15 protein-coding genes are annotated in these 11,650 nt (G+C 61.5%); 5 read left to right on the top strand and 10 right to left on the bottom strand.

The genetic code is table 11. The features are described 5' to 3' along the window. A partial coding sequence (locus tag AX756_RS23870; protein WP_156461665.1) for a DUF3489 domain-containing protein occupies window positions 1-281 on the top strand: 281 nt, incomplete at its 5' end. 79 nt (window positions 282-360) lie between these two features. Here AX756_RS23870 and AX756_RS23865 read toward each other — a convergent pair. Beyond that, window positions 361-975, bottom strand: a complete 615-nt coding sequence (locus AX756_RS23865; RefSeq protein WP_068318176.1) for a lysozyme inhibitor LprI family protein — start codon at window positions 973-975, stop codon at window positions 361-363. Between the two features lie 156 nt (window positions 976-1,131). Here AX756_RS23865 and AX756_RS23860 point away from each other — a divergent pair, with 156 nt between their 5' ends. Next, complete coding sequence (locus AX756_RS23860) at window positions 1,132-1,668, top strand: CIA30 family protein (RefSeq protein WP_068318173.1); 537 nt, start codon at window positions 1,132-1,134, stop codon at window positions 1,666-1,668. 821 nt (window positions 1,669-2,489) lie between these two features. Beyond that, entirely contained in the window at window positions 2,490-3,080 is a 591-nt protein-coding gene (locus AX756_RS23855) for a rhodanese-like domain-containing protein (protein WP_163886926.1), read from the top strand. A 502-nt stretch (window positions 3,081-3,582) separates the two neighbouring features. Here the strand turns inward: AX756_RS23855 and AX756_RS23850 are convergent. The 7 genes from AX756_RS23850 to AX756_RS23820 all read right to left on the bottom strand — a co-directional run bounded on the left by AX756_RS23850 (window position 3,583) and on the right by AX756_RS23820 (window position 8,463). After that, window positions 3,583-4,176, bottom strand: coding sequence for a NapC/NirT family cytochrome c (locus AX756_RS23850; protein ID WP_231701168.1), 594 nt, complete (start codon window positions 4,174-4,176; stop codon window positions 3,583-3,585). 72 nt (window positions 4,177-4,248) lie between these two features. Continuing rightward, entirely contained in the window at window positions 4,249-4,956 is a 708-nt protein-coding gene (locus AX756_RS23845) for a c-type cytochrome (RefSeq protein ID WP_068318164.1), read from the bottom strand. Window positions 4,957-5,162: 206 nt separating this feature from the next. Then, window positions 5,163-5,591 carry a c-type cytochrome gene (locus tag AX756_RS25370; RefSeq protein WP_082739342.1) on the bottom strand — a complete coding sequence of 143 codons (429 nt, stop codon included), beginning with the start codon at window positions 5,589-5,591 and terminating at the stop codon, window positions 5,163-5,165. Between the two features lie 197 nt (window positions 5,592-5,788). Further along, window positions 5,789-6,244 (bottom strand): DsrE family protein, encoded by a 456-nt coding sequence (locus tag AX756_RS23835; protein ID WP_231701167.1) that lies wholly within the window; start codon window positions 6,242-6,244, stop codon window positions 5,789-5,791. 286 nt (window positions 6,245-6,530) lie between these two features. After that, window positions 6,531-7,181: a hypothetical protein gene (locus AX756_RS23830; RefSeq protein WP_068318158.1), complete on the bottom strand. Its 651-nt coding sequence runs from the start codon at window positions 7,179-7,181 to the stop codon at window positions 6,531-6,533. After that, entirely contained in the window at window positions 7,178-8,056 is an 879-nt protein-coding gene (locus AX756_RS23825) for a helix-turn-helix domain-containing protein (RefSeq protein WP_068318156.1), read from the bottom strand. The genes AX756_RS23830 and AX756_RS23825 overlap by 4 nt, the downstream gene beginning before the upstream one ends. Continuing rightward, window positions 8,053-8,463, bottom strand: coding sequence for a VRR-NUC domain-containing protein (locus tag AX756_RS23820; protein WP_068318153.1), 411 nt, complete (start codon window positions 8,461-8,463; stop codon window positions 8,053-8,055). Before AX756_RS23820 ends, AX756_RS23825 begins: the two co-directional genes overlap by 4 nt. Here AX756_RS23820 and AX756_RS25905 point away from each other — a divergent pair. Continuing rightward, a complete protein-coding gene (locus AX756_RS25905) occupies window positions 8,457-8,699 on the top strand; it encodes a hypothetical protein (RefSeq protein WP_156461663.1) in 243 nt (80 codons plus the stop codon). The genes AX756_RS23820 and AX756_RS25905 overlap by 7 nt on opposite strands. Before the next feature lie 11 nt (window positions 8,700-8,710). On the opposite strand, the gene AX756_RS23810 is transcribed toward AX756_RS25905, so the two are convergent. Continuing rightward, the gene (locus tag AX756_RS23810) at window positions 8,711-8,965 is read right to left on the bottom strand and encodes a helix-turn-helix transcriptional regulator (protein ID WP_068318147.1); all 255 of its coding nucleotides are present in this window, start codon (window positions 8,963-8,965) and stop codon (window positions 8,711-8,713) included. A gap of 700 nt (window positions 8,966-9,665) precedes the next feature. Between AX756_RS23810 and AX756_RS23805 the strand changes: the two genes are divergently transcribed. Beyond that, complete coding sequence (locus AX756_RS23805) at window positions 9,666-10,262, top strand: hypothetical protein (protein WP_068318143.1); 597 nt, start codon at window positions 9,666-9,668, stop codon at window positions 10,260-10,262. Between the two features lie 27 nt (window positions 10,263-10,289). Here the strand turns inward: AX756_RS23805 and AX756_RS23800 are convergent, their stop codons facing one another. After that, window positions 10,290-11,549 (bottom strand): tyrosine-type recombinase/integrase, encoded by a 1,260-nt coding sequence (locus AX756_RS23800; RefSeq protein WP_068318140.1) that lies wholly within the window; start codon window positions 11,547-11,549, stop codon window positions 10,290-10,292. Between the last annotated feature and the right edge of the window lie 101 nt (window positions 11,550-11,650).

Below are 11,650 nucleotides of genomic sequence, written 5' to 3'. Positions count from 1 at the left end.
TGGCCGAGATCCGCAGCCGGCTGAACCGGCGCAGCTCCGAGCCGGAGCTCGCCTCCTCTATGCCCAGTGCACCGCGCGCCGGAACCAAGCAGGTCCGGCTGATCGAGATGCTCTCGGATCCCGACGGGGCCACCATCGTCGAGATTTCCAAAGCGACCGGCTGGCAGGCGCATACGGTCCGGGGCACGATCTCGGGTACGCTGCGCAAGAAGCTCGGGCTGACGGTGATTTGTGAGCGGACTGCCGATCGTGGCCGCGTCTACAGGGTGCAAACCGGCTGACAAACGAGCCCGGGCAACCTGACTCCCGCCGTCTGCCAGGCCGGCGGGAGTTTGCCAGCATTGCGGCGACGGCAGCGGCTCATTCCTGTCGGGCCAGGACACACTCGAACGTGCTGCCATCCGGGTCCGGCTCACGATAGGTCGCTGCCTCGCCCTTGATCCAGATGGATCGGCCGAAGCTCCCCTCGTATTTCGAGCCTGATCCTGCTGGCGCCAGAGAGCCCGTATCGATCGTGTCGCCGCGCTCGAAACGGACGCTCGGCAGCTCGGTGTCGAAAAAGTATGTGACAACCTCGTTCGCGGAATTGCCGCCGCAGGCCCAGAACGCGATGCCCGTGGGGTCCTCCAGTAGCCACTCGGCGACCAGTTCGCCTTCACGCCGCAGATAGGAAAACCGGACGCAATCGCGGAGATCTTCGGATTTCCAGCACTCATCCCGACCCTTGATCCAGCCACGCTGGTAGGCGCGAAGGGTGTCTTCGGCTTCCTTTGCGCCCGCATCCAGTCCCCGGACAGCGTCCAGTGCATCGGCGTAGCGTTCCGCGACACGCCGGTCGAGCGCGGCCAGATCGGCGTCCGTGCAGATCAGCTCTTCAGCCGAGCTTTCCGCCCGGGAGCAATCGAAAGACGGGCTTTCCTGGCCCAGCGCCGGAGCGGCCATCAGCATCCCGAGGAGTGTCAGCGTGCGAACCATGTCTGGTGCCCTTGTGATTCAATCCTGTTGCACGCATTGAAGGAGACCGGACCAGCCAACGCAAGCCCGTCCGGCGCACGTGCCGATGCCCGGTCGGGTGTTGCGTCCTGCTCAGGCCAACCTGGATACACGGACATCACGGAGGAGAACCCTGCAATGAGTGAGGCTCTGGAAGTCATTGATGATCTTCGCTTCGACCCGCCACTGGCGGCAACCGGAAACGGCTGGGCACTGGTCTCGGACCAGGTGATGGGGGGCGTCTCGTCAGGCACGATGTCCCGCGAGGAAGTTGCCGGTCGCAATGCCATCCGCATGCAGGGCGGGGTCAGCCTCGAGAACGACGGCGGCTTCCTGCAGGTCGCCCTCAATCTCGCTCGGGCCGGCGGGGAGGTGGACGCTCGTCGGTGGACCGGGATCCGGCTCGACGTGCTTGGCAACGATCAGACCTACAATCTGCACCTGCGGACGTCGGACATTCGGCGCCCATGGGAATCCTACCGGCAGAGCTTCCGCGCATCGCCGGCATGGACGACGGTGTTCCTGCCCTTTTCCGGGTTCGCGCCGCATCGAACGGACCGGCCGTTGAACCTGTCGCGTCTCCGCCGCATCGGGATTGTCGCCATCGGACGTGCGTTCGAAGCCGATATCGCGGTCGCCGACATCCGTTTCTATGCTCCGCAAGAGGCGAGCTGACTCAACGGCGGATGCTTCATCTCAAGGTGGGGCGAATTCCGGGTGACAAGGTGGATTCCCGGGGTGGATTCCGACAGGTGGATTCCACCAGCTGGAGTCCGCAGGTGGATTTTACAGTTTTGGTCAAGAATCCACCCCGTGCGGCCGCATTCATAACGTAACTGTTTGTAAATAAGATGCTTTTTCTGAGGCGTTCGCGAAGGTGGATTCCGGGTGGATTCCCCGGTGAAATCCACTGTCGCTGGCGATCTTCTGCGCTCAGCCCCCCCGCATACACATGCGCCAGGGAGGAACCATGGGAGGGGGCCTTAACGCAGAACGCCCGGAGCGATGTTCTCTGGGCGTTCTCCTGCGATGATTGATGTATGAGTCAAGAGGGGCAGCTCTGTCAATGGGGTTGATTGAGCTAAGCTTCACTCCCCAGCAAACCGGTAATATGCCGACCTTGCCGTCGTTCTCCGCGGTGCAGCGCCGCCCGGTCCGTACCCACTGAAGAACCACCAGTTGAGAAACAGACCGGACGTTCGCGGCAGTTCACATGAGGGGCAAGTCAGCGGACAGTCCCATCGTTCAGGCCCGAGTGTTCAAGTGGTGCTTCAGCGCTATGTCGATGTTTGGTCGATCTAGGTCAAGGTCTGCCTCGAACACTCATTGATGCCACTCAACCGGATGGGGGCCAGAAAAGCTTGGCAGCGAGACGACCTTCGCCTCCCCCCACATCGGTGGTTGTCCGACTTTGTGAAAGCCGGAATCTGTGGTAAGTTGACCCAGCGTAAGCTTTGCTTATGTTTCCCGAGATTTTTGTTCCGGAGGTTGGGAAGATGGCTCTAAGAACTTTTTTAATTGGCAGTCTTTTTGCATCGGTACTCACGATACCGTGTCACGCAGAGGATTCAAAAGACATTCCAGAGAAGAAACGGACCAAGGCAGGGCTCTACCTGACTTCGGCAGAGGCGGCGCACATGCTTGATGACGAAAACGTGGTTCTGCTCGACGTACGCAGTCGCCCGGAAATAACCTTCGTCGGGCTCCCGAACCGTGTCGATGTTCATATTCCTCTCATGATGATGCCTCAAACGGTCAGCTACGACCCTGACAAAAAGGGATATCAACTGGAGCAGAATTCGGCGTTTGAGTTTGACTTCTTGGACTATACTGAGGCTCACAACATTGCGGAGGAGACGCCAATTGTAGTCCTCTGTCGGTCGGGTTCGCGAAGTGCAAGGGCGGCGAACATTCTTTATGACCTTGGCTACACACAGGTTTATTCAGTCATCGACGGGTTTGAGGGGGACAAGGCCAAGGAGGGACCGAAGGCCGGTCAGCGAGTTTTGAACGGCTGGAAGAATGCGGGGCTAGCTTGGAGTTACTCGATTTCGTCCGATCAAGTTTATCCCGCTGACCTCAACTGAAACCGGATAGGCACATCAGCGCAAGCCTAACAGCGAAGGCCAAGGAGGCCGTCGGATTGCTCTCTTTGAGGGGCCGCGGGATGCATGGCTCGGCGGGATGTTGGTCGCTCTTCTGTTGTAGAAAAAAGTCTGGCGGGGTTTATCCTTCTCCGTCATCAACTGTGCCAACGATATCGCATTAGGTGCAGTTCAACTTCTTGCAAAGTCTGGGCAACTCTTCTGCATAAAGCCGCAGACGTCCGAGTTCGACCTGATTGATCCGGCTGGAACCTTTGTGTCCGAGAGAAGCCGCCAGTTCACATTGCGTGAGCGCCATTTCTTTGCGGCGACTTCTTATTCGAGCGCCGATCTCACGTCTCTTCCAGAACAGTTCCTCACCCTCCATACACATAAGAATGTGTGAAATTGACATTTGGTCAAGATCCAATTTCGCGTCAGTACTGCCCTTGCTTCCAAGGGCCGCGACTATCCGTTTCGCGCTCCATCACTGACATTTCGGTATCTAATCGTCGCGCGGTGGAAGCCGGTGGGCTATGCCCTTGTGGCACTCGATGCACGTCTTGCCTTCTTCAATGCCCGGAACCATCTTCTCGCGCGAGCGTGCCGATTGCTCCTCGAAGTTCATCGCGTGCTCGCTGTGGCAGTTGCGGCATTCCTGGCTATCCGACGCGGTCATCTCGGCCCAGACCCGTTCGGCCATTTCCGCGCGGTGAGCCCGGAATTTCTCGGGTGTATCAATCACGCCTGTGAAATGGCCGTAAAGCTCGCGGCTGGCCTTGATCTTGCGGACCACCTTGGGGAACCAGTCCTTTGGAACGTGGCAATCCGCGCAAGTGGCCCGCACGCCCGAGGGGTTGTTGTAATGGGTGGAGCGCACCCACTCCTCACCGACATTGTCAGCCATCTCGTGGCAGCTCAGGCAGAACTTCGGGCTGTTGGAAGCCTCCATGGCCCAGTTGAACCCGCCCCACAACATGACCCCGGCGATTCCGCCGGCAACGAAAATCACGCCCCAACCGAACCGGGCAGTTGGACTCCAGAGCCATCGCCACATACGACGGGTCACACCCGGTTGGCGGGTCGTTTCGCTTGCCACCCTGCTTGCTCCTTCACGCGGCGCGATACGGCGCCTGGACAGGCCGAGGCTGAAGCCCCGGCCCAACGCATATTACTGCGGCAATGTGTGAAGATAGGCCGTGATGTCGGCGGCTACCTGCGGGCCGAACACGTAGAGCGCTGGCATAGACTCAGCGGGTTGGCCGAACAGGATCTTGTGCATGGTTTCCTGCGGATTGCTGGAGATCTCGCCAAGCGGTGGCATCTCGGTGATCTTGGCGCCATCCGCGCCGTGGCAGCCTGCACATAGCGTGGCGTAGAGCGGTTCACCCACTGCCGCATCTCCCGTGGACTTGCCGTCAGAAATGTAGGACGACATGTCGAACTGCCCATGCGAGACGAAATTCGCCAGATCAGCCATTGCAGCATCGTCGATCAGGTCGGCTCCGAAGCCGTGTGGCTCGTCACGCATTGCTGCGGCAATTGTCGCCGGATCTCCACCAGCCGCGCCCTCAATCCCAACGATGCCGGTGAAATGCGAGCCGGAGGAATAGCGTCCCTTGGGCCCAATATAATCCCAGCCGTGACATTCCTTGCAGCGCCATGTGGTAGAACCGTCTCTGGGTCCGTCTTCGGGGTAAGCACTGTGGGTACTGCTGGGCTCTTCCGCCTTCACCACCTTCCACCATTTGTCGTAAATCTGGCCTCCGCGCACTATGCTGGCAGCATTCTCGAGCGCCAGATCTTCCGCTTGGACCGGCATCGCGCTGAGCACCGTGGCAGCAACAGAAATTGCAGCAATCCCTGAAAAAATCCTCATAGTATCCTCCCCATTTTTGGTTGCACGTACCTAAAGGCCGCCAGTTTGGTCGATTGCGCGGGCCTGTCGTTGATCGATATCAACACGAAAGAGCGGCATCGAAAGGCCGACGGGCCCGCTAAGCGGGCATTTCAGGAACCGACCTGCGAGACCGGAATGCGCAGCAGTCGGCTGTCGCCTCGGTGGAAGACCTGTAGATCCTGATCCTACGGTACGTAGCGTTCCGGTTTCGGCGACTGGATGCTTTCAAGGTAGTTTGCCACAGCAATGAGGCGGGCCGGTACCTCTGTGAATAAACCGTTTCCTGTATCGAACTCGACCACCGGTCCGTCCGTAAGAGCCGAGATAAGCGGCATCTCTTCGCGTGGGGTCGTCTGCTTTGTATAGCCATCGACAATCGACATGACCTCAAGCATTGGCCAAACACCATCGCGTCGGGCAGCTATTTTGGTAAGATCGGGCGGGCGTGTATTCAAGTTGCCAGAAGCGTTTCCGTTTCCCGTGCCGTCGGTTCCGTGGCATCTTGCACAATGCTTCTCAAAGAGCATTCCGCCGTCCGCAGGTACTTCATCTGCGGTCGTTTGAACTGCACCTCCGACGATGCAAACCAGTATCGAAAAAAAATGTCCCTTCATGATCCAAGGCCTCTATACGGGTTTGGTCGATCCATCCACCTGTCCGCCCTCAGGTGGGTTTTGAGGGGTCGCGCAAACTGGAGCTTCGATGAAACCAACCAGGTTACGCTTCGCGCAACCAACGGGCTTTCCCAATCTGGGACCATACCCTTTCCGGGATCAGCGCGTGCGAGCATGATTGACGGAATTGCAGGGTTCTAAGGCCGAATGACGTAGTAACCCTCATCATCAAGCTCCATCAGCCTGACAACTCCGGCGGGCACAACCCCGGCATGTTGCGAGATCGGCGGCTCGGAACCCTCTTTCTTGGTCATCCCCGCAATAGTATTTCCACAGGCGCTGAACGTCACATCCGGGACGCTCTCAGAGATGCTTTGCAGCCTGTCCAGTACAGGAGACGTGTCGGTCCGAAACATGTGCAGGCCAGCGTTGAACGCAACGATTTCGATTTCATACATGTCGCCGGCTTCGCTCATACCCCGCGCAAAGTTCGTCGCCACATTCAGGGCCTTGTTGAAGGTCGCCGGATCGTTGTCACTGATCTGCAGGGCCAGGCGCTTGACTCCGTCATCAGACTGGCCCGCCAAGGCTGGGGCAGAAATCGTGGATGCGATCATTCCTATAGCGATCAGGTATCTGCGCGTAAGTTTCATTGTGTCCTCCCGGTTGATGGGTCGATGTTAGGTGCCTGCATATGAATATGTCTAGGTAATCTTGGACGGAAGAGAGCGGGCGTTGGCCAAGTCTCCACCAATCCCGGCAGTGCGAAGTAGGGAACTGTCGGGACAGGTTCGGGGAACGGCGGCAGAGGTCGCTGACCGGCCCTTGTGCCGGCTACGGCGATCGGCAGGTCCAATCGAGCTCGAACCCGTTGCTGCCATGCGCCGACCAGTCGGCGCTGGCTGCGCGATATCCGTCATGTCCATCTACTTGACAAAATCATTGCCAAGGATCGACCTTGGGCATTACCTCAGTCACTTTGTGGTGCCGCAGCAAATCACATTGCGCCATGCCATCTTTGACCCAGCCCAGCGCCTGCCACCATTCGACGTAGGCGCGCCGTGCTGCCGCGATCTGCTCGGGATGCGGCGACCATGCCACCGGACAGGCCAACACCTCGACCGTCCGCCGTCGCCCACGGTTGAATACCTGCTCGGTGCCAACGACGACGGTGACCGACCGTTCACCATGCTGGTTGCGGCGTGTCTCGACGGGCACGCAGCGGGGGACTGCGCCCGGCATCCAGTCTGGGGTCAGCCCAGCGCGGGCGAGTTCGGCGACACGGATCGCCATACGCCGGCCGCCGAGACCATCGGGAAGGCCGGCCACAATCGCCGCGATGGTCTCGGCGTCTTCGTGGGTGCTGGCCTCCGGCTTGTAGCGACCACCGTCGATCCGGCAGCCGAGCTGCGCGCGCTGGAGCAGGACGTATTCGAGGCCGAATCCGTGACCCTCATTGGCCTCGTCCGGTGGCATGGGGAGCTCGAGCTGCGCTTTCTCGACGCGAAAGGCCCATTCCAGGAGCGCCTGCACTCCCAGCGCCCGACGAGCCTTCGTACTGCGGCCGGGGATGTTCTGGTGCACCGTCATAGCACACCCCGCTCGCGGAGCCGGTCTTCCGTCACCAGACCGCGCGCCAGCAGCGCATCGCGAATGGAGGCGCTGATGGAGTTGGGAACGAGATACCGGTCGGAGTTGATCCAGTCGGCGTAGAACCCGATGATCTCTTCATTGCTCGCCGCGGACTGCTTCCGGCCGTCGGGCTGTCCCTTGTGCTGGGCCGCCCTTTCCATGGCGCGGTCCAGGGCCTTGGGGCCATCGGGTGGTATCGGATGTCGCCTTCGGGTGGCTGACGCGATCGTCAGGATCTGCTCTTCCGTCAGCCCGAGATCGTCGCGCCACCGCCGGACATGCTCCCGGGCAGGCCAGCCCTGCCACCAGTCGGGAAGCGCCCCGGCCGGGTCGTGGCCCAGGGCCTCAAGCAGCGCCGAGAAAAACTCATTGGAAATTTCCACAGGCGCGCTTGCGCGCCCCGCCTCCTTTACAGGTTTTCTTATAGGTTCTCTTACAGGGTTAGTGTCCGGATTTCGGACACGGCTTTCGCTGTTTTCCGGACACGGCTCGGCGCAAAAATCGGACACGGCTCCCTGTCCGGAATCCGGACATGAGTCCGGGTTATCCACAGGAAAACCGTCCTCGAACCCGAGGATGTAGCGGGTCGTCAACTGGCGTTTCGTGATGGGGTCGGTCCGCGGAACCCGGCGCAGCAGCCCGGCCATCTCCAGATGTTCGAGATGGACGTTGAGGGTCGACCGGCAGATCTCACAGTCATGGGCCAGCCGCTCCTGAGAGGGGAAACAGCCGAAGTCAGGATTATACCGGTCGCACAGGTGCCAGAGCACGATCTTGGTCGTCGGCTTGAGGCCGCGCTGAAGGATCGCCCAGTTGGTGGCCTGGTGGCTCATCGCGCAGCCCTCCCAAGACGAGATCGTGAAGGCGATGTTGTCGCCCGCGTTGTGAAGCCGTGCTCGGCCAACGCGCCCAGCGCCTCGTCGACCGACCGCACCAGCGCCCAGGCGAAGCCCTGGTCTTGGACGGCGTCACGGAAGTCTGCCTGTGCCGGGCTGAGACGCCCGGTCTGGCTCTTGACCTCGAGGAACAGCACCCGTCCGCCGGAGAGGACGATCAGGTCGGCAAAGCCGCGATGAACGCCCATGCCCTGCAGGATGGCCTGCCGGGCCTTCGCGCTGCGATTGTGGGAAGTGACCTCGTTGGCCGAATGATGGACGATGGAGCCGCGGGGCAGCACGACACGCAGTGCATGCACGATGGCGCGCTGGGCGTCGGCTTCGGGATGACGGTGTTTTGTCATGGCCGCACCTCCCGTTCCGACTGCAGCAGGTCTGCGAGGACGTACGCTCCGATCCGCTCGACACGATCGTCGCTGTGGGTCTCGATGACCCCGCATGCCAGCAGGACGAGGCTCTCCGGATGGTGGGCGACGTCAGCGAGAATGCCTCTGGCTTCCCGGAGGCGGTCGTCGCGCCACTCTCTCTGGGCCGGGGACCGCTCATCGCGTCGCTGGGCTGGTGCCTGATGGTGCAGTGACACGGCCCGCATCATTTCCGCCCCCGCTTTTTCGGGGCCGGCTTGACCGGCGGCTCTTCCTGCTTCTGGAGCCAGTCCACGACGGCTCGCCGGCGGTAGAGCACCTTGCGGCCGGCGCGCACCCATTTCGGCCCTTTACCGCTCGCGGCCCAGCGCCCGAGGGTATCGACGCTGACGCCCAGTTCTGCGGCGAGCTCTCCGCGACCGATCCAGCCGGAGAGAAGTCTGGGATTTGTCGTTCCCTGCTCGTGATGTTCCGGAAGCATTTCTGTCCTCCTGTTTGCCGCCCGACACGGACGGATGACGTGAGACAGCGAGAGCAGATCGGCAGGGGTGGCGGGATGGCGCAGGGTGGCGCAAAGGCGCCACCCCCGCGCCACCCCCTGTTTTCAAGGCTTTCTGGCATTCGGGGCTGTTTGAGGCCCGGCATCATTGCGGATGCCCGACATGGGAGGCCCGATCGCGGGGAGGACAGATGTGAATTGCGGGAAACTTGCCTCGTTCAACGCCGCCCAGCGCCGGCGAACAACGGCGAATCCCTATGGCAGAAAAGAGGGGTGGCGGGGTGGCGCAAGGTGGCGTTAAAGCGCCACCCCCTGTACCACCCCTTGTTTTGTTGAGGACGTGGCATGGCAGCCACGCAAGGCTTACCTTGCCCTTTGAAATCGTTAACCTTTGTTAACGTTCCGATGTCAGGGGCGACCTCTGGCCGCAGATCGAACGTCCTACAAGCTGGGGAAGCCAACGACAGAACACGTCAAGAACAAAGTTGGGAATCCCGGTCGATAAGTTGGCTTGCAGAATCAAATTGGTGGCGCTGAATTCCGGCTCAGCCAGATCCCGAACAGGCCGCGCATTCCGGCGAAGGAACAGGACGCGAGAGGGCTGGCCCCAAAACAGCATGGACACCGCATCGCTCCCGGCTTCACCGGGCTGCCTGCGTGTGTCCGACAGGAGGAACTGAGCATGGCACTGCCTCGGAGAGCATTCTATTCCCTGAACGAAGTCACCGCGCGCTGGGACTGCGCGATGGCCGATATCGCCGGATGGGCCGCTGTCGGGTATTTCGACATCGTGACGGGGATTCGCCGGGCGCTTTGTGGATCAAGGGCATTTGCTGGCTTTGTATCCGTTTCGGTGGCGGACATTCTGCCGATGTTCCGACGGCAGGGGACCGCGCTGTCGACCGGGAGATTGCAGAATATCCGCGGCGCCGGTGAGACCGACTGGCGCTTCATCACAGAGCCCGAGGAGGGGATCGAGGTCACGATCGCCGACCTGATGATCCGCGGTGAGGATGTCTATCGTTTCGAGGAAGACTGCGATCTGCTGCGTCGCCCGACCGTCAACATCGGCGCCAGTTCAACCTATGATTGGGAAGCAGCGCTCTCGGCCGAGATCCTGCGGATCCACGAACACGGCGTTCCGGGGACCCAAGCCGAGTGGATCGGCCGGATTCAGGAATGGTTCGCGATGAAGACGGAGAGCGGCGACGTTCCGGACGAGCGGACGATCAGGCGGCGGCTAAATCCGATCTGGAAATCGCTGCGGGCATCCGCCTGAGAGCTTGAAATGGTTTGGATGGAGGACCTACCCGGTCCTCCGCTCATCTACGCCATCGTGCACCAGCTTCGGCCGCGGCCGGAACGCGCTGGCCACGGCGTCCACCCCAGCGCGCAGCGGCGAGTCCATCAGGTGGGCGTAGCGCTGGGTGGTCTGGGTCTGGCTGTGTCCCAGCAGCTTGCCGATCATCTCCAGCGATGCGCCACCGCTCACCAGAAGAGAGGCGAAGGTGTGTCGCAGGTCGTGAATGCGTACGTCCGGGATTCCGACCTCCTTCTGGATCTGGATCCAGAACCGGCGGATCTCCTTCACCGGCTGGCCCGGCACATCGCCGGGAAACAGCCACGGGGAACCGCGGGGCACCAGCATCTGGCGCTGACGCACGATCGCCGCCGCCTCGTCGGAGATCGGCAGCCGGTGGATCTTGCGCTGCTTGGTCATGCTGGCGGGCTTCGTCCAGCTGAGATGCTCAAGGTTGAAATGCTCGAACCGGGCTTGCCGCACTTCGCCGACCCGGGCCCCGGTCAGCATGCAGAGGCGGATGATATCGGCGGCTCGCCGGTCTTCGGCCCGTTCTAGCGCCGCGGCCAGCCTGCGGATTTCCTGCTGGGTCAGGAACCGCTCACGCGGATTCTCGATCCGGCGCCGGAAGCCTGAGGCCGGGTTGTCGTCGCGCCAGCCCCAGCTCTGGGCATAGGTGAACATCTTGCGCAGCACCTCGCCGGTGCGGTTGGCCCGGATCGGCGTGGGCTTCGAGCCCTGCAGCTTGCGCGCCCGGTTGTTCGGTTTGGCTTTCGAGGGCCGGGCCCGGCCGGCGGCGATCTTGTTCAGCAGTTTCTCGACGTCGTAGGGGGTGATCTCGGTCACCAGCCGGTTGCCCCAGTCCGGGGCCACCAGCTTCTTCAGCATCGATCTCTGATCCGAGGCATTGGTCGGAGCCAGGTTCGGCAGGTGCACTTCGACGTACCGATCAATGAGATCCTGGAAGCGCGGCGCCTCGCGGCCCTGTTCGCGCTGGGCGAGCGGGTCTTCTCCGGCATCGATCTCGCGTCGGAGCTCCTTCGCCCGTTCCCGCGCCGCCGTCGTCGTCCACTCCGGCCAGCGTCCGATCGTCATCCGCCGCTGCCGGCCGGCATGCCGATAGTCCAGCGTGAACGCCCGGCTGCCCGAGCGGTAGATGCAGACCGCAAACCCTCGCACATCGGTGTCAAAGACCTGGTAGTCGCGCCCCTCGGCCGGTTCCGCGTCCCGCACGGCTTTCTCGTTCAATCGCAGTCGGTTGACCATGCAACTCGCCTCCTTCGCTTTTGACATGACGCGTAGATTCGCGCCCATTGCAAGCGAAGCAGACCGCAAGGGGTGGCGGGGTGGCGCAGGGTGGCGGAGGG

This window comes from Aliiruegeria sabulilitoris (assembly GCF_001558155.1).
Classification (GTDB): Bacteria; Pseudomonadota; Alphaproteobacteria; order Rhodobacterales; family Rhodobacteraceae; genus Tropicimonas; species Tropicimonas sabulilitoris.
Note: the sequence above shows the minus strand (reverse complement) of the source record. Positions and strands in the feature narration are given on the sequence as shown.